Origin of the sequence: Chryseobacterium sp. Leaf201, assembly GCF_001421435.1 — a bacterium.
Classification (GTDB): Bacteria; Bacteroidota; Bacteroidia; order Flavobacteriales; family Weeksellaceae; genus Chryseobacterium.
Window position 1 is genome coordinate 1 of record NZ_LMKA01000110.1, and the last position, 18,953, is coordinate 18,953.

The 18,953-nt window shown below is 39.6% G+C and carries 14 protein-coding genes; 13 read left to right on the forward strand and 1 reads right to left on the reverse strand.

The window, feature by feature from the left end:
- Positions 1 to 272 precede the first annotated feature (272 nt).
- The 12 genes from ASE55_RS16485 (at position 273) to ASE55_RS16540 (ending at position 17,835) form a co-directional block, all read left to right on the forward strand.
- Positions 273 to 3,089, forward strand: a complete 2,817-nt coding sequence (locus ASE55_RS16485; RefSeq protein WP_082474623.1) for a SusC/RagA family TonB-linked outer membrane protein — start codon at positions 273 to 275, stop codon at positions 3,087 to 3,089.
- Between the two features lie 11 nt (positions 3,090 to 3,100).
- Entirely contained in the window at positions 3,101 to 4,525 is a 1,425-nt protein-coding gene (locus tag ASE55_RS16490) for a RagB/SusD family nutrient uptake outer membrane protein (protein WP_056222173.1), read from the forward strand.
- A gap of 81 nt (positions 4,526 to 4,606) precedes the next feature.
- Entirely contained in the window at positions 4,607 to 5,995 is a 1,389-nt protein-coding gene (locus tag ASE55_RS16495; protein ID WP_056222176.1) for a glucoamylase family protein, read from the forward strand.
- Positions 5,996 to 6,148: 153 nt separating this feature from the next.
- Positions 6,149 to 6,793, forward strand: coding sequence for a prolyl oligopeptidase family serine peptidase (locus ASE55_RS16500; RefSeq protein ID WP_056222199.1), 645 nt, complete (start codon positions 6,149 to 6,151; stop codon positions 6,791 to 6,793).
- A gap of 231 nt (positions 6,794 to 7,024) precedes the next feature.
- Positions 7,025 to 9,352, forward strand: a complete 2,328-nt coding sequence (gene bglX / locus ASE55_RS16505) for a beta-glucosidase BglX (RefSeq protein ID WP_056222178.1) — start codon at positions 7,025 to 7,027, stop codon at positions 9,350 to 9,352.
- 255 nt (positions 9,353 to 9,607) lie between these two features.
- The gene (gene purB / locus ASE55_RS16510) at positions 9,608 to 11,035 is read left to right on the forward strand and encodes an adenylosuccinate lyase (RefSeq protein ID WP_056222181.1); all 1,428 of its coding nucleotides are present in this window, start codon (positions 9,608 to 9,610) and stop codon (positions 11,033 to 11,035) included.
- A gap of 206 nt (positions 11,036 to 11,241) precedes the next feature.
- Positions 11,242 to 11,619, forward strand: coding sequence for a hypothetical protein (locus tag ASE55_RS16515; protein ID WP_128414601.1), 378 nt, complete (start codon positions 11,242 to 11,244; stop codon positions 11,617 to 11,619).
- Between the two features lie 17 nt (positions 11,620 to 11,636).
- Positions 11,637 to 12,596, forward strand: coding sequence for a WG repeat-containing protein (locus ASE55_RS16520; protein ID WP_056222186.1), 960 nt, complete (start codon positions 11,637 to 11,639; stop codon positions 12,594 to 12,596).
- A 30-nt stretch (positions 12,597 to 12,626) separates the two neighbouring features.
- Complete coding sequence (locus ASE55_RS16525; protein ID WP_056222189.1) at positions 12,627 to 16,322, forward strand: phosphoribosylformylglycinamidine synthase; 3,696 nt, start codon at positions 12,627 to 12,629, stop codon at positions 16,320 to 16,322.
- A gap of 109 nt (positions 16,323 to 16,431) precedes the next feature.
- The gene (locus ASE55_RS16530; protein WP_056222193.1) at positions 16,432 to 16,842 is read left to right on the forward strand and encodes a barstar family protein; all 411 of its coding nucleotides are present in this window, start codon (positions 16,432 to 16,434) and stop codon (positions 16,840 to 16,842) included.
- A 29-nt stretch (positions 16,843 to 16,871) separates the two neighbouring features.
- On the forward strand, positions 16,872 to 17,498 hold the full coding sequence (locus tag ASE55_RS16535; protein ID WP_082474624.1) for an SGNH/GDSL hydrolase family protein: 627 nt from the start codon (positions 16,872 to 16,874) through the stop codon (positions 17,496 to 17,498).
- The gene (locus ASE55_RS16540) at positions 17,467 to 17,835 is read left to right on the forward strand and encodes a gamma-glutamylcyclotransferase family protein (protein ID WP_238585076.1); all 369 of its coding nucleotides are present in this window, start codon (positions 17,467 to 17,469) and stop codon (positions 17,833 to 17,835) included. Before ASE55_RS16535 ends, ASE55_RS16540 begins: the two co-directional genes overlap by 32 nt.
- 1 nt (position 17,836) lies before the next feature.
- On the opposite strand, the gene ASE55_RS16545 is transcribed toward ASE55_RS16540, so the two are convergent.
- Positions 17,837 to 18,193, reverse strand: coding sequence for a diacylglycerol kinase family protein (locus ASE55_RS16545; protein ID WP_056222195.1), 357 nt, complete (start codon positions 18,191 to 18,193; stop codon positions 17,837 to 17,839).
- A 79-nt stretch (positions 18,194 to 18,272) separates the two neighbouring features.
- On the opposite strand from ASE55_RS16545, the gene ASE55_RS16550 reads away from it, so the two are divergent.
- Entirely contained in the window at positions 18,273 to 18,875 is a 603-nt protein-coding gene (locus ASE55_RS16550) for a hypothetical protein (protein WP_128414602.1), read from the forward strand.
- Positions 18,876 to 18,953 lie beyond the last annotated feature (78 nt).

Below are 18,953 nucleotides of genomic sequence, written 5' to 3' on the forward strand. Positions count from 1 at the left end.
ATTTAATAACCCATATTCTTAATTAATATTTGATTGTGTTTGAAATTAGAGTTATTGTTAATAATTATTTAAAATTCAAAAGATATGGTTGTGATTTGGCTAAATTGTTTTGGCTAAAAATCAGAATAAAATAATCAGGTCAAATTAACATTATTGAAGATATTTTTATAATTTTGAACAATGTCTTTTTTTGAGAATAAGTTATTGTTAATAAAAAAGCATGAAAAGATTAATTTCTTCTCAGATTGATTGTACGAATAAAATTAAACTATATGAAACAAAGTGATTTAAAGTATTCATGTCTCATTGCTGTTCTCTACTTCGGTATGAATATCAATGCGCAGACTACACCCGGAGATACTGTTGCCAAGGAACAGAAAATTGAAGAGGTGGTGATGATCGGGTATGGATCGCAGAAAAAGGAGAACATTACGGGAAGTATTGGATTAGTTACCGCAAAAGATTTAGCTGACAGACCCAATGCAAATCCGTTGAGTTCTGTACAGGGAAAACTTGCAGGAGTAAATATAACAAATGTTGGAACTCCCGGAGGTTCACCAAGAGTAGATATCAGAGGAGTAGGTTCTCTTACAGGAAATACGGTCTTTATAGTTGATGGAATGATCACAAATGATATTTCTTATCTTAATCCTCAAGATATAGAATCGATGAGTGTTTTGAAAGATCCATCCAGTTTAGCAATTTTTGGAGCTCAGGCAGCTAATGGTGCAGTGATCATTAAAACTAAAACAGGAAAAGGCAAACCGGTTTATAATCTTAATTCTTATTTAGGATTTAAAAAGGTTACCAATGTGCCAAAAATGGTAAATTCCGATCAGTACATAGAATTATACAATGAAAAGCTGATAAATGATACTGGCTCAAGCGCAGGTTCTATCAGCAGATCAAATTTCCCTGCAGATACCAATTGGTTTAAAGAAATTTTCCGTACAAGTATTATTAATGCTAACGACTTCTCAGCAATGGGGAGTATAGGAAACCTGAATTATTACGGAAGTGTAGGATATTTACAAGACGAAGGTAATTTAGCTGCTGGTCAAGGAATTAATTCAGGAAGCGGTTTCAATAGATTTAATACTAAAGTTAACCTTAGTTATAAAATTACAGATAATATCACTATTGGAGATAATTTCAGTTTCTCCAAGATGAGAACTGACATTGCTCAGAATCCTTTATTGGATGCTTACACAGCACCGCCAATCTTCTCTGTTTTGAATTCTACTACGGGTAATTATCAGTTTTTCAACGGATATTCAATACCGAATCCTAGAGCAAAATTAGACTTGTACCGTTCGCAGGTAAGACAGGAGAGAATGTTGAACAATATCTGGGGGGAATTGAAATTTTTGAAAGATTTTACTTTCAGAATTAGTTACGCTAGTGATAATTACAACCCAAGTCAGTATGAATATACACCAACTCTAACTTACGTTCCTTTAGCAAACCAAGTACCGTCTACTTTGGTTACCAGAAATTTCAGAAACAGCAATTACGTTTGGGATAATACCATCAATTGGAAAAGAAAATTTGGAAGTCATAATTTTGATGTATTAGCAGGTTTCTCGAGAACGAGAACTACTATTTCACAGGAATATGCGTCTTCAAGAGGTATACCGTATGATGGAACCAATGGCTCTTTGAATATTTCTAATGGATCAAATCAGTTTTTCATAAGTGGTATTGATAGATCTGATCTTGGGGTTGAACAAGATCAACAGAGAGTTGAATCTTTTTTTGGTAGATTAAATTATGATTATAAAGGAAAATATTTGTTAAACGCCTCTCTTCGTAGAGATGCCAGTTCGCAGATTAATGTTGATAGGGCCAAAATATTTCCTGCTGTAAGTGCCGGTTGGGTAATATCTAAGGAAAACTTTATGAGTGAGCAGAATGTTTTCAATTTATTAAAATTGAGAGCTAGTTACGGTGAGCTGGGTAATCCTAATGTAGGTAGAGGTTTTAACGAAAACATATCTATTATCGGAGGTGGTGCTTACTTCGGAAATACAGCATATCCTGCAGCAACAATAGATCTTTTTGTTGATACTTCTATTGGCTGGGAAACTACTGTCGGAAGAGACGTAGGTTTAGAGATGGCAATGTTTAATAATAAGCTTAAAATTGATGCTGCATATTTTGATAAAGATTCAAAAGATGTTGTTTATACAGTTTTTCAGGGGACCGTTTCTGGAGCCGCCAACTGGAATGCATTCAGAACGAATGCATACTCATTCAACAACAGAGGATTTGAAGTTTCAGCAAATTACAATTCTAAATTAAGTGACAATGTAAGCTTTGGATTATATGGTAATTTTACTTCTCTTAAAAATGAAATCACTTCAGTTTATGGTGGATCATATTTAGAGACTGGTGCAAGTTTATTCGGAAACTCTATCGTTAGACTGCAGGCTGGTCAGGCTGTAGGTTCGTATTACGGATATGATGTTGCCGGTGTATTCCAGACAGATGCGGAAGCAGCGGCTTCAGGACAAGCAGGTGCAAAAGCCGGATGGTTTAAGTTTGTTGATCAGGATGGTAACGGACTGATTGATTCAAGAGATAAAACTTTCTTAGGAAGTCCTATTCCAAAAGGAACATATGGGTTTGGGGTTAATTTAAATGTATACGATTTTGATATTGCTGTAGATTTCCAGGGCGTATTTGGAAATAAAATTTATAATTATAACCGTGAACAGCGTTTTGGAAATGAAACTTGGGATTTAGACATGTACAAAAACAGATGGCAGGGTGCAGGTACGTCAAATACCAATTCGATGATCACGTCTAACCAATCCATCATTTTACCAAATAGTTTCTATGTTGAAGACGGAAGCTATATTAGAATCAGAAACATTCAGGTAGGATATAATTTACCTAAAGATCTAGCTAAATCTTTATCTCTTACCAAACTCAGACTATACATAAGTGCGCAAAACCCATGGACGAGCTTCAAGTATAATGGCTTTTCTCCTGAAATTAATTCTTCAGACAGAGTAAATATGGGAATTGATAATAATATTTACCCAATTTCAGCGATTTATACAATGGGTATGAACTTAACATTTTAATAAAAAAAATCATGAAAAAAATATTTTTAACACTATCTCTATTTTCACTTCTCGTAAGTTGTAATGACGATTTTGTAGATATTCCAGATGAAGGTCAGGTTGACGTAGAAAATTTCTTTACCTCACAAGACGATGCTATGCGTGCAACTACCGCTGTCTACAGCTTTTTAAGAAGTTGGGAAAATACAGGTTTTCCTGCACAATATGTGTTTGGAGTAACAGGTGATGATGTAGAAAAAGGATCTAATCCAGGAGACGCATCATTTATCAACGCTTACGATAACTTTACATTCACCAGCAGTGATGAGGGCGTAAGAGCATATTGGATAGGGCAGTGGCAAGCTGTGAATAGAACGAATCAGGTGATTACCAATGTGCCAAAAATCGATATGGATGGTACGCTTAAAAATAGATTAATCGCTGAAACCAAAATGTTGAGAGCTTATTTCTATTTCAATTTGGTAAGAATTTACGGTGGTGTTCCTATCTTCGACGGACTTCCAGCTGATAAAATCTATACGAAACCAAGAAATTCAGCAGCTGAAGTTTACGCTTTTATTGTTAAGGATTTAACGGAGGCTGCAGCAGTTTTACCTCAAACTTATTCTGCAGCAGATCGCGGTAGAGTGACCAAAGGGGGTGCTTTAGGATTACTTTCTAAAGTGTATCTTTACATGAAAGATTATCAAAAGGCTTACGATACATCCAATCAGGTCATTGCAATGGGATATTCTTTGGATCCTGATTTCAATCACTTATTCAGACCAGCGGGAGAATTCGGAACTGAATCTGTTTTTGAGGTTAATTGCGATTGTGCTCCTGGATTTGGAGGAAGCCAGTATGCAGAAGTTCAGGGAGTAAGAAACCAGTTCGGATGGGGATTCTTTACCCCAACCACAGCTTTAGAAAATGCATTTGAAGCAGGAGATGTCAGAAAAGAATTAACGATCTTAAGAGAAGGTGAAACTACTTTGGAAGGTGATCTAATTAAAAAAGGAGATCCTAACGCAGGAAATATGTGGAACCAAAAAGTATACGTTCCAACCTCTTTAAACAACAGTGCTTGTGGATACGGCTCAATTCAAAATATCAGAATCTTAAGATTTGCAGATATTCTTTTAATAAATGCAGAAGCTGCAAACGAATTAGGAAATACCGCAATGGCGATTACTAATATCAATAAAGTTAGAAACAGAGCGGGCTTAGGAAATACTACAGCCTCTACACAAAGTACTCTAAGAAATGCTATCTGGCAGGAAAGAAGAGTAGAACTGGCTATGGAAAATGACAGATTCCCAGATTTGGTTAGAACGGGTCAGGCCGCTACAGTATTAGCTTCTAAAGGATTTACAGCCGGGAAAAATGAGCTTTTCCCAATTCCATTGGATGCAATGAACCAAAGTAATGGGTTATTTACCCAAAACCCTGGTTACTAAGAGTTTTTATAAATAAAAATAACCAAAGTTTAACTTTGGTTATTTTTTTAACCAATTTTAAATTTTTAAATTGAAATTTATATGAAGTTAGGTATAATATCAATTTTAAGTATTTCGCTAGTTCTCATTTCCTGTAAAACTGGACTGTCAACCCATCAAAATACTTCCCAAAACAAAAATGTTTCAGCAGGTATTTCAGATGAAAAATTAATGGACAAAATTCAGAAAGACGCACTTAAGTATTTCTGGGATTTTGCAGAACCTAATTCCATGTTAGGCCGGGAACGTTACCACGAAGACAACATTTATCCCGATAACGATAAACATGTAATCACTACAGGCGGATCAGGATTTGGTTTAGCAACAATTCTTGTGGGAGTAGAGAGAGGGTTCGTTCCGAGGAAAGAGGCGGTGAAACGATTGACCACCATGATGGATTTCCTGGCAAAAGCAGACCGCCATAAAGGAGCCTGGTCACACTGGATTGATGGCGGAACCGGAAAAACCGTTCCTTTCGGTAAAAAAGACAATGGCGGGGATCTTGTGGAAACGGCATTCCTGACGTCCGGCATCTTAATGGTCCGCGAATATTTTAAGAATGGAAATGCCGAAGAAAAAGCCTTGGCCAAAAAATGTGATGAACTGTGGAAGGGGATTCAGTGGAACTGGTACACCAAAGGTGGTGAAAAAGTCCTGTACTGGCATTGGTCGCCGGATTACCAGTGGGAAATGAATTTTCCGCTGCAGGGATACAACGAATGCCTGATCACCTACATTCTGGCAGCATCTTCACCAACTTATTCAATTGATGCAGAAACCTATTACAAAGGCTGGACAAGAAACGAGACCTATCTTTCAGACAAAGAAAAATACGGGCTTCCGATGTACGTAAAACACAATGGCGCGGAAGAATATGGGGGGCCGCTGTTCTGGGCCCATTATTCCTATATCGGCCTGGATCCGACCAACCTTTCTGATAAACTCATTAAAAATTACTTTGATCTCAACAGAAACCAGGTCCTCATCGATTATAAATACTGCGTTGAAAATCCAAAACAGTGGAAAGGCTACGGCCCGGACTATTGGGGACTGACGGCAAGCTATTCAAGAAACCAGGATGGAGGCACCGGCTATGACGCGCATTTCCCGCAGAATGACCGTGGCGTGATTACGCCAACAGCAGCATTGAGCAGTTTTCCGTACACCCCGAAAGAATCCATGGATTTCCTAAGGTTTATCTACACACAGAAACCTGAATTTATCGGTTCCGCAGGGCCTTACGACGCAACATCAATCCATTATAACAACTGGACTACCCCAAGATATCTGGCCATCGACCAGGGAACCATTGCCCCGATGATTGAAAATTACCGGACCGGATTTTTATGGAAGCTGTTCATGAATGCACCGGAAATTCAGCAGGGACTGAAAAAATTAAGTTTTACCTCACCCAAATACAATATTAAATAATTTTTATAAGTCGGCCCATCATGCCGGATACCATGTAGATTTTTATAAATTTGAAGCTGTTTCCCGCTTTCCGCACTCGCTATTTTTCTTTTTTCAAAGAAAAATGAGCTCAGACAGATGCTGCAATCGGGGCTAATTAACAAAAATTCTCATATGAAACTCAGACTGCAATTCATACCCCTTCTGTTTCTGCCGTTTTCACTGGGCCTTAATGCTCAGGAAATCAAAGCGGAACTCAATAAAGAAATTAAAAGACAGGAGAAAATATCATACATTCTGGATTATCCCCGGAAAGCCGGAGGAAATGTCCCGTTAATCGTATTCCTCCACGGATCAGGAGAACGGGGGAATAATCTGGAAATCGTAAAGGCACACAGTCCGTTCACCTATAAAAACCTGATTAAGGAACCGGTAGCAATTTTAGCACCGCAGTGCCCGGCAGATACCTGGTGGGATACTGTAACGGTCTATCATCTCATAAAAGAAATCCAGGCGAAATATAAAATCGATCCTTCCAGGATTTACCTTACCGGACTCTCCATGGGAGGCTGGGGAACGTTGAAGCTGGCGATGGAACATCCTGAAATGTTTGCTGCCGTCGTTTCAGTATGTGCTCCTACAGACCGGGTGATGTATGCCAACATCGACCAGTATGAAAACCTGCCGATGAAAATCTTTCACGGCGGAATGGATGATGTCGTTTTACCCGAAAACGCTTTGAATTTTTATCAGGCACTTCATCCGGTAAATCCAACGGCAGAATTAACCATTTTCCCGAATGACAACCACAATTCCTGAGATTCAACCTATTCAAATCCTGCATTGTATGAATGGATGCTGTCAAAAAGAAAAGAAAAATAATTCATTTAAAATTAATAATAATCAGAAAAAAAGCTGCGGCCTCGGTTGAATAAAGCGTTTTTGCGAACTCAATATTAGCAACAATTATGATAAAAAGCTTAGCGGATTTTGCGTTAAAATAAATGATTATTAAAACAAAAAAAGAACTATAATTAAGAAGATAGATTTATGAAAAAGTTAATTGTAATGGCCACTCTGGCTCTTGCTCCTGTGTTTTCAGCACAGGAAATGGTAACGAAGCCTGTTCAGTCTTACCAGACTGCCAAGTATCAGTCAAAGAAAAAAGCTTTTGTGGATAATCTTTTGTCTAAAATGACATTGGATGAAAAAATCGGACAGCTGAACTTACCGAGTTCCGGTGATTTCACAACAGGACTGGCAAAAAGTTCAGACATCGGTAAAAAAGTGGAGCAGGGATTAGTCGGTGGACTGTTCAATATAAAAGGTGCAGAAAAAATAAAAGCCGTACAGAAAGTAGCCGTTGAAAACAGCCGCCTGAAAATTCCTTTGATTTTCGGGATGGACGTGATCCACGGGTATGAAACTACATTTCCCATTCCTTTAGGATTGGCAGCTTCATGGGATATGAACCTGGTTCAGCAGTCCGCCAGAGTAGCAGCCAGAGAAGCAGCGGCAGACGGAATTAACTGGACGTTCTCTCCGATGGTGGATATTTCCCGTGAACCGAGATGGGGAAGGGTTTCCGAAGGCTCCGGCGAAGATCCGTATTTAGGCAGCGAGATTGCCAAAAATATGGTATACGGTTATCAGGGGAAAGACCTTGCCAACGGAACGAATATCTTAGCTTGTGTTAAACATTTTGCTTTATACGGAGCAGGAGAAGCAGGAAGGGATTATAATACCGTAGACATGAGCCACGTAAGGATGTTCAATGAATATTTCCCGCCTTATAAAGCCGCTGTTGATGCAGGTGTTGCCTCGGTAATGGCTTCTTTCAACGAAGTGGACGGCGTTCCGGCTACCGGAAGCAGATGGCTTCAGACGGAAATATTGAGGAACCAATGGAAATTCAAAGGCTTCGTCGTAACCGATTATACCGGGATCAATGAAATGGTAGACCACGGAATGGGAGACCTTCAGCAGGTTTCCGCATTGGCGCTGAAAGCCGGAGTTGATATGGACATGGTAGGCGAAGGTTTTTTAACCACTTTAAAGAAATCTTTAGCTGAAGGAAAAGTAACCCAGGCTGAAATTGATATGGCAGCCAGAAGGGTTCTGGAATCAAAATATGATTTAGGCTTATTCGATAATCCATACAAGCACGGCGACGCCAAATTAGCGGCAAAAGAAGTGTACAGCATGGAAAACCGCAATATTGCCAGAAATGTTGCTGCCCAGTCGATGGTACTGATGAAAAACGACAACCAGGTACTGCCGTTGAAAAAATCAGGAACCGTTGCCGTAATCGGTCCGTTGGTGAATAACTCAATGAACATGGCCGGAACCTGGAGTGTGGCAACGAAACATGCCATTTCCGTCAATCTGATGCAGGGCCTTCAGGCAAACTATGGTAAAGAAGTGAAATTCCTGTCTGCAAAAGGAGCTAATATTGATTACGATGCTAAACTGGAAGATATTTATGCAGCACACGGCAAGAAAACCGACCGGGACAACCGTTCCAAAGAAGCTTTATTAAAAGAAGCCGTGGACGTTGCAAGCAAAGCAGACGTTATCATCCTGGCCATCGGGGAATCTGCGGAAATGAGCGGTGAATCTTCATCAAGAACAGAAATCACTATTCCCCAGTCTCAGGTAGATTTACTGAACGAACTGAAAAAAACCGGAAAACCGATCGCCATGGTATTGTTTACGGGCCGTCCGTTAGCCTTAACCAATGTTAAAGATACGCCTGATGCCATTCTGAATGCATGGTTCCCGGGGTCAGAAGCAGGAAGCGCTATTGCAGATGTTCTTTTCGGAAAAGTAAACCCTTCCGGAAAACTGCCGATGACGTTCCCGAGAAGCTTAGGGCAGGTACCGATTTATTACAATGCTAAAAATACAGGCCGTCCGCTGGATCAGAAACTGACAGAAAAATGTGAATACCAGAGATTCCGTTCCAATTATATGGATGAGTGCAACACGCCGCTTTATCCGTTTGGCTACGGATTGAGCTATACAAAATTCAACTATTCGGATATTACGGTTTCCAATGCCAATCCGAAAGGGAATCAGACCGTTCAGGCATCTGTAACGGTTACCAATTCCGGAAATTATGACGGGGCAGAAGTGGTGCAGCTGTACATCAGGGATTTGGTGGGAACCATCACCAGACCTGTCAAAGAACTGAAAGGATTCCAGAAAGTAATGCTGAAAAAAGGGGAATCTAAAAAAGTAACCTTCGATATTACTCCGGAAAACCTTAAATTTTATAACGGCGATCTTAAGTACGACTGGGAGCCGGGAGAATTTGACATCATGATCGGAACCAGTTCCGAAGAGGTGAAACATTCAAAAATCAACTGGACCAAATAATCCATACAGGCCACTCAGACATGAGTGGCTTTTTTACTTCCCTTGATTTTTATGATATGGAACCGTTGTGTAATTATCTGTTTCCGCTTCAGCTTCTCTCACCGGTGCATCATGGCCAGGTGCCGGGTTCTAAAAACGGTTAGGTTTGGTTAAGCATCATTATGAAAAGGCTGCCGCACGGAAATCCTCCGTAAAAAAGCATTTTTCTCTCTCAACCAAAATCCGTATTTTTGTGCATCTAAAAGTAAAGAAAGAATGAATTCCTACAAAAATCCATTGGAAGAGCGCTACTCCAGTGAAGAAATGTTATTTAATTTCTCACACAATAACAAATTCCGTACTTGGAGACAGCTTTGGATTGCTCTTGCTGAAATCGAAAAAGACCTCGGGCTTGACATTACAGATGAGCAGATCGCTGAGTTAAAAGCCAATGCAGAAAACATTGATTATGATAAAGCAGCAGAGTATGAGAAAAAATTCCGTCATGATGTAATGGCTCACGTTCACACCTATGGTGATGTGGCGCCTTCAGCAAAAGGGATTATCCATTTGGGAGCTACTTCAGCATTTGTAGGAGACAATACCGACTTAATTCAGATCCGCGACGGGCTTTTGATCTTAAAGAAAAAGCTGGTTAACGTGATGAAAAATCTTTCGGATTTTGCCATCCAGTATAAAGATCTGCCTACTTTAGGTTTCACGCATTTTCAGCCGGCTCAGTTAACGACCGTTGGAAAAAGAGCAACGCTTTGGTTACAGAGTCTTGTTCTTGATATTGAAGAGCTGGATTTCTTCTTAGAAACACTGCGTTTCAGAGGTGTAAAAGGAACCACGGGAACTGCTACAAGTTTCCTTGAGCTTTTCAATGGTGATTATTCTAAAGTAAAACACTTAGATAAAGAACTGTCAAAAAGATTCGGTTTTGAAAAGGTTTTCGGGGTTTCCGGACAGACGTACGACCGTAAAATTGATGCGAAAGTAGTAGCTTTACTAGGAAATATCGCGCAGTCTGCACATAAATTCACGAATGATTTACGTTTACTTCAGAATCTTAAAGAAGTTGAAGAACCGTTCGAGAAAAACCAGATCGGTTCATCGGCAATGGCGTACAAACGTAACCCAATGAGAAGCGAAAGAATCGGGGCATTGGCAAAATACGTGATGTCTTTAACAACAAGTTCTGCCATGGTAGCGTCAACACAGTGGTTTGAAAGAACACTGGATGATTCTGCAAACAAGAGACTCACCATTCCACAGGCATTTTTAGCGGTTGATGCCATTCTGTTAATCTGGAATAACATCATGAACGGAATCGTGGTTTATCCGAACAGAATCAACAAACATATTATGGAAGAGCTTCCTTTCATGGCGACGGAATACATCATCATGGAAGAAGTGAAAGCCGGCGGTGACCGTCAGGAAATCCACGAAGTAATCAGGGTTCATTCCATGGAAGCTTCCAAAAAAGTAAAAGAAGAAGGGAAAGAAAATGACCTGATCGAAAGAATCTTAAACGATGATTCCCTGAAATTAGACAAATCAAAATTAAAAGAAGTTTTAGATCCTAAAAACTTTATCGGTTTTGCGCCGATCCAGACGGAAGAATTCATTGCCAATGAAGTTCAGCCGATTATTGACGCAAATAAAGAACTGATAGGTTTGGAAGCAGATCTTAAAGTATAAATATCCATATGCAGTCTTTTCGGCTGCATATTTTTTGGAATTAAATAATTATGAAGAATATATTTCCTGTATTTCTTTTCTTATTTCTGAGTATATTTTCAGTAAAAACTTTTGCTCAGATTTCATCGAAGGATTTAAATAGTTTTCAACTGACAAAAGAAGAATACAGCGAATTTAAAGATTATTTGATCTCAAAAAATCTACAGGTGAAAGATACAGTTTTCATCAAGTATGATTTCAATAATGAAAATTGCTGGAATCAGCTGGATTTTAAGAGTAAGAAATATATTGATAAAATTGTAGAAAATTTTCAGGCCCATATTTCAGATTTTAATACAGCTTTTGAAACGGCAATTGCCTATAACTTCCGGCAGCCGGGAAAAAATTTTAATAAATTAAAGCTTTGGGATAATACGATTATTATTGATGACCGTGGGATTCTCGAAAAACTTATTTTTAAAAATAAAGCCCAGTGTGGTTCATCTGCAGTTATTCTCAGTGATGGTTCTTATTTAATATATGAAAGAGACGCTCATTTTGAACTTTTAAGTGTACATCATAATTATCCAGGCAAGAAATTCTGATAATTTAAAATAAAAATATGAAAAAAATACTTTTAACATTTTTATTGGTCCCGGTACTTTCTTTTTCCCAGAAGAAAGACGTTTTAAAGTATTTCATATCAAAGGATTCTTTGGTCGGGGTGAAAAATCAGGAGGGTAAAATCATCATTCCAGCTCAGTTCAGGATTTTTTCAAATATTGAAAATGGCGAACGGGTAGATGGGGAAACTGTTTATTTTGACGGTGTTAAAAAAGATGAAGTAAAAGAAAAAAATGCCTGGGGATATGTCTATGACAGAAAAGGGAATTTCCTGTACAGGCCATTTTTCTATGACAACGGAGCTGATTATTTCTCAGAAAGCGTAAGGAGATTTGTTAAAAACGGGAAAGTCGGTTTTACAGACCGGAACGGTAAGACCATTATTGAAGCTGAACATGATTTTGCATCATCTTTTAATTATGGATATGCTGCTTTTTGTGACGGTTGCGATTGGGAGAAAACCGAAGATGAACACAAAGCAATGGTGGGCGGAACCTGGGGAGTAATGAATTTCAAAGGGGAAATTATTAAACCAGTGGCAAAATCTGAAAATGCTGTAGAAATTGGTGGAAAATATTATCCGTATCCATTTCAATACAGTGAAAAAGAGAAGAGCATGCTTCAGTTTTTCGAAAAATACAATAAAAAGCTTTCAGAAATAAATTATGTTAATCATTACAACAAAATAGCTGAAAACGAAAAGAAATTATACTTTGAGATCGTTGAACGTCCAAAAGAAAATTTCCCGTTTTATCAGGTATATGCCTATGATTACGGAAAAATGGAAGCGGGATTATCAGATTACAAATTTTTAGTCTCAGAAGACGGCAGAAATGTCTTCACACTGGAATATGACAATGAAAAAATTCCTTTTGAAAAGTGGCTGAAAAAAGAAATAAAGCAAGCCGAAAAATATCAGAAAGAACATACGGATAACCCGAATAAACTAAGTAAATAAAGTCTAATAATACTAAATATCTGACATCTAATGTCTCAAAACAAAAGAATTTTCGTAGAAAAAAGAGGAGTTTTCGATGTGGAAAGTCCAAAAATTTTTGATGAAGTACAGGCGGTAGCTCCGGAAGTAAAAGGAGTGAAAGTGTACAATATATATGACATCTTCGGATTGAATGACGGAGAATTTGAAAAAGTGGTCAACAGCACTTTCGTAGATCCGGTTACGGATATTTTACACACCGAGAGTCCTGCGGCATCCATTCAATTTGCCATGGAATTTTTACCGGGACAGTATGACCAGCGTGCAGATTCTGCGCAGCAGTGTATCGCTTTGCTTACAGAAAATGAAAAATCAAAGGTAAGGAGCGGTAAACTGATTCAGTTTGAAGGCATTTCCGAAGCTGATTTGGTGAAAATCAAAGATCTGGTGATCAATAAAGTCGAGTCTCAGGAAAAGGATTTGTCCGTACTCAGTATCCCTGCAGAAGAAAAGCCGTCAGAAGTTTTAATACATGAAGGTTTCATCAATTTTAATGATGCGCAGCTTGCAGACTTCTACAACAACCACGGTTTTGCATTAGGACTGGATGACTTAAAATTTATTCAGGAATATTTCAAGGCTGAAAAAAGAAATCCTACAGAAACGGAACTGAAGGTACTGGATACCTATTGGAGCGACCATTGCCGCCACACAACATTTGAAACAGAATTGTCAGACATTCAGTTTGAAGGACAGTTTAAACATACACTGGAAACCATCTTCAATGATTATATCGAAAAAAGGAAATTCTTAGGCCGTGAGCTTAAGCCGATTTCTCTAATGGACCTTGCAACCGTTTGCGCAAGATATTTTCATAAGACAGGCAACCTGGAGAACCTTGTGGTTTCAGATGAAATCAATGCCTGTACCATCCGGATTGAAGCAGAATACGACGGTAAAAAAGAGCCTTGGTATTTATTGTTCAAAAATGAAACGCACAATCACCCGACGGAAATTGAACCTTTCGGAGGAGCTTCCACATGCTTGGGCGGTGCCATCAGAGACCCTTTGTCCGGGCGTTCTTACGTTTTCCAGGCGATGAGACTGACGGGTGCTGCTGATGTTCTGGAACCGGTTGATCAAACCTTACCGGGGAAATTACCTCAGAAAACCATCACCAAACAGGCAGCCAACGGATATTCTTCTTACGGTAACCAGATCGGTTTGGCAACGACAATGGTTTCCGAAATCTATGATGAAGGCTACAAAGCCAAAAGAATGGAAGTCGGTTTTGTGACCGGAGCAGTTCCTGTAGATTGGGTAAGACGTGAAAAACCGGCCACCGGAGATTCTATCATTATCCTGGGCGGGGCAACCGGCCGTGACGGTGTTGGCGGTGCCAGCGGAAGTTCAAAAGAACAGGATGAAACGTCAATCCACACCATGAGTTCTGAAGTTCAGAAAGGAAATGCCGTGGAAGAACGTAAGATCCAGCGTCTGTTCAGGAATCCCGAAGTGACGAAGCTGATTAAAAAATCAAACGACTTCGGTGCAGGAGGAGTTTCCGTGGCCATCGGTGAAATCGCCGATTCCCTGGAAGTCAATCTTGATGTATTGCCTTTAAAATATGAAGGTTTAAACGGAACCGAGCTTGCTATTTCTGAATCTCAGGAAAGAATGGCGGTTGTGGTGGAACCGAAAGATAAAGAACAGTTCATCCGATTCTGCGAAGCTGAAAACATTGTGGCCGTTGAGGTGGCAAAAGTAACCGATTCCGGAAGAATGCAGATGTTCTGGAAAGGGAATAAAATTGTAGACCTTTCAAGGGAATTCTTAGATACCAACGGCTGTTCAAAAAGCCAGGAAGTAAAGATCACCCATCTGGAAGAAGTGAAAACGGAGGATCAGCCTTTTACAAAAGAAGCGCTGCTGGAAATTCTGAAAGACAAAAATGTAGCTTCCCAGAAAGGCTTGCTGGAAATGTTTGATTCGTCCATCGGGGCAACAACCGTTGCAATGCCTTTAGGCGGGAAATACCAGCAGACATTAATGGAAGGAAGTGTTCAGACCTTACCGATTTTGGGAGCAAAAGATATCGAAACGGTTTCTTTGGCAAGCTGGGGCTTTGATGCCGGAATTTCAAAACAGAATTCATTGTTAGGAGCATCTTATGCAGTTGTTGAAAGCGTAGCGAAAATCGTTGCCATGGGCGGCGATTATAAAAATATCAGATTAAGTTTCCAGGAATACTTTGAGAAATTAGGACAGAATCCTGAAAAATGGGGCAAGCCTTTAGCTTCTTTGTTGGGAGCTTACGATGCACAGATTAATCTTGGTCTGGCAGCCATTGGAGGGAAAGATTCCATGAGCGGAACCTACCAGGACCTGAATGTACCGCCAACATTGATTTCTTTCGCCTGTGCCAATGGTGAAAAGGCAACGATCATCTCTCCGGAATTTAAAAATGAAGGAAATAAAATTTATTTCTTTAACCATACGGCCCAGGAAAACGGACTTCCGGATTACAATGCTTTAAAAGAAGTTTTTGAACTTATTTTTGAAAATATCAAAGCCGGAAAAATCGTTTCCGTAAAAACCGTTAAAGAAGGCGGAATTGCTGTTGCTTTGGCAAAAATGGCCTTTGGGAACAGGTTGGGTGCTGAAATTAATGTTGATGAAACCATCTTACTGACTAAGAACATCGGCAGCCTAATCATTGAATCCAAAGAAGAATTGAGTGCTGTCAGCCTTCAGCTTATCGGTGAAGTAAAAGATTCCGGCGTATTGAATATTAATGGTCTTGCATCTCAACTTTCAGATCTGGAAGCGGCCTACACCGGGACTTTTGAAAATCTTTTCCCGACTGTTGAAAAAGAAAAACTGACGGTTGAACTGGATGAAAATTTAAACTCAGTTAATCCGAGAAATATCATCATTAAAAAACACGGAATTGCTCAGCCGAAAGTGTTTTTACCGGTTTTCCCGGGCACCAACTGCGAGTATGATACCCTGAATGCCTTTGCGAAAGAAGGAGCCGTGGTGAGCAGCCTGCCGTTAATCAATATCAACCACCAGTTGCTGGATGAAAGTATAGATGCGTGGGTGGAAGAAATCAGGACTTCACAGATTTTAGCCTTTTCCGGAGGGTTCTCAGCAGGTGACGAACCGGACGGCTCTGCAAAATTCATCGTCAATGTTCTTAAAAACGAGAAGATGAAAAATGCCGTTCACGAATTGCTGGAAAGAGACGGAATGATCATCGGGATCTGCAACGGGTTCCAGGCTCTGGTAAAATCCGGACTACTGCCTTACGGAAGAATCAAGGATCTGGATGAAAACTCTCCTACACTGGCTCACAATGCCATCAGAAGGCATATTTCCCAGATGGTTAATGTGAAGGTGCTGAATGATGACAGTCCATGGTTAAAAGGAATGAAAGGGCAGGTGTTCACCATTCCGATTTCTCACGGTGAAGGCCGTTTTATGGCTTCAGAAGCAGAGATTCAGAAGCTGTATGAAAACGGGCAGATTGCCACACAATACCTGGATCTGGAAGGGAATATCGCCCACGGAATGCCTTTCAATCCGAACAATTCATTATTCGGGATCGAAGGGATTACCAGCACATGCGGTAAAATCTTCGGAAGAATGGGCCATCCGGAACGTTTTGCAGAAGGGCTGATGAAAAACATCCCGACTGCGAATTACCACAACATCTTTAAAAACGGAGTGGAATACTTTAAGTAAGCTTTCGGCAATTGGCTTTTAGCTTAAAAATACAGCTTTTAACCTAACGGGTTTTCAAAACCCGTTAGGTTTGAATAAAATGAATAATCGAAATATTTAAAATTACAATTTGGATACTTCAAATGAAAATAACAAGAAAGTGGCTGTCATTAATGGCAGCCATTTTTCAGACCTGGCGGGCTTCTATGAAGAGGTTTCTGAAGTATTGATGAAAGATGCAGACTGGAAAGTTGGGACCTTGGATGGTTTTGATGATATGCTGTACGGCGGTTTCGGAATGTTTGAAAACAATGAAGATATTGAAATCATCTGGAAAGATTCAGACAAATCAAAAAAGGATTTAGGCTTTGAACTGACCAAAGGATTTTACGAACATAAGATCAGGCAGGGGAAACCTTTCAATATTGATCTGGCGCAGGAGAAACTTGACGGATTGATTGCCGGAACCGGACAGACCCTGTTTGAAATTTTAGTTGAAATCATAGAATCGCACAAAAATATCACATTGGTTTTAGATTGATTATTTTAAACAAAAAAAAATAAATTAAAATGAAGAAGATGAAATACGGATTATTCTTCGGGGACAGCATCACCTATGGCGAATATGACGGAGTATTCGGAGGCTGGGTGGATATTCTGAAACGGTATGCCTTACAGAAATTCAATGAAGGAAGCCAGGAGCTGATCCTTTATAACCTGGGAATCGGAGGAGAAACTACGGAAGGACTTTTAAGACGGCTGCCGCATGAAATGAGTGCCAGGAATGCAGCAGACGGAAACATCGTTTTTCTGGGTTACGGTGCCAATGACCTCGCTGTAAAAGACGGTGCCCAAATGGTAAACGCTGAACAGTTTAAAAACAATATCGTAAATGCCGTTCAACACGCAAAACTGTACGCTGAAGAAATCTACCTCGTGAGTATTCTTCCGTTTTCCGATAAGGCAGACGGTATAACGGCAGCTTCGGGAAAAATGAGGACGAATACAGAAGTTCTGGCGTACAACAGGATTCTGAAAGATATCGCAGATAAACATGCTTTGCAGTACATTGATTTTCATAGGGCCTTCTTACCGGATAAAGAAATCTTATTATCAGGAGACGGTGTGCATCCCAATGAAAAAGGATATGGCCTGATGGCTGAAATTGCAATTCCCATCATCGAAAAATATATTTAATGCCTTATTTATTTTCATACGGAACCTTGCAGAAAGAGCAGGTTCAGATGGAGACTTTCGAAAGGATTTAAAAGGAGGCCAGGATGTTTTAACAGGTTACAGGCTTGAAATGCTGGAAATTACGGATCGTGAGGTTTTACGGAAAAGCAGCCAGAAATTTCATCCCGTCCTGAAGTTCTCAGGTAACCCTGAAGATGAAATCAAAGGCATTCTGTTTGAGGTTACAGAGGAAGAAATCCTTCAGGCAGATGAATATGAAGTAGACGATTACCAGAGGATTGAAACCGTTTTAAAATCCGGCAGATCAGGGTTTGTTTATGTAGGCAAGCCGGTTTAAATCAGCTGAAAATATATTTCCAGTAAACCAGAATACCCACGATCACGGAAGAAATGGAAACCAGGAGAACGGCCCCGGCTGAAATATCCTTGATAAAACCGATGCGTATATCAAATTCAGGCTGGATGATATCACAGATCTTTTCAATCGACGTATTGAAAATTTCTGCAGCCAGGACACCGAAAGAAACAATCAGGACACAAACGGCATCAGCAACTGAAAGTTTCAGGTAAAAAATCAGAAAAAGATTAATCATAAAAGCCAGAAGTTCAATTTGAAAATTCCGCTCACTTTTCATCATCAGGAAAATACCCCGGAAAGCGTTCTGGAAACTTTTATGGACGGGCGGTTTGCGCATTGATTAATTTTTACAAATATAATAAGTATTTTGAGGGTAATTATTTTATAAGGTTATCTTTGGACAATATAATACACTCATGATGAAAAAAACAGGGATTCTTTTAGCCGCTTTACTGTCGGTTTCAGGTTTTTCCCAGGACTATAAAACCAAGATTGCCAAAAATACCTGTGAATGCTTTACCAAGGCCAAAGCAGAAAATCCTGACGCAAAAGCGCTTGAGATAAAGCTGGGACTCTGCATTATACAGGGCGCACAGCCTTATGCTGCCGAACTTAAAAGAGACTATAACCTGGATATACTTCAGGATAATTCTTCACAAACCGGGAAACTGGTGGCCACATGGCTCCTCAAAGAATGCCCGGATACTTTTATTGAGCTTTTTAAGCTTGGAGAGAATGGTAAAAACAAAGGCAGCCGTCATTCGGAACTGCTCATCAACGGTACGGTTACAAAAATAGAGAAGAACAGTTTTGTGGTTTTTCACCTGGCCGGCGACAATAAAATTCTGACTAAGCTGTACTGGGTGTTTCCGGTAGAATCCAACAGGGACCTGCCGAACGAATACAGCACTCTTTTACACAAAAAAGTAAACGTAAGCTATTACCCGGGCGAAATTTTTGATGCAGGAATCAATGACTACAGGAAAGTAAACATAATCTCTGTGCTGAAAACAGATTAATGATCTTTGTGAAAAACTCCTTTGATTATTTCTTCTTAATCTATTTTCTATTTATTATATTTGTAAAAACTTATTTTT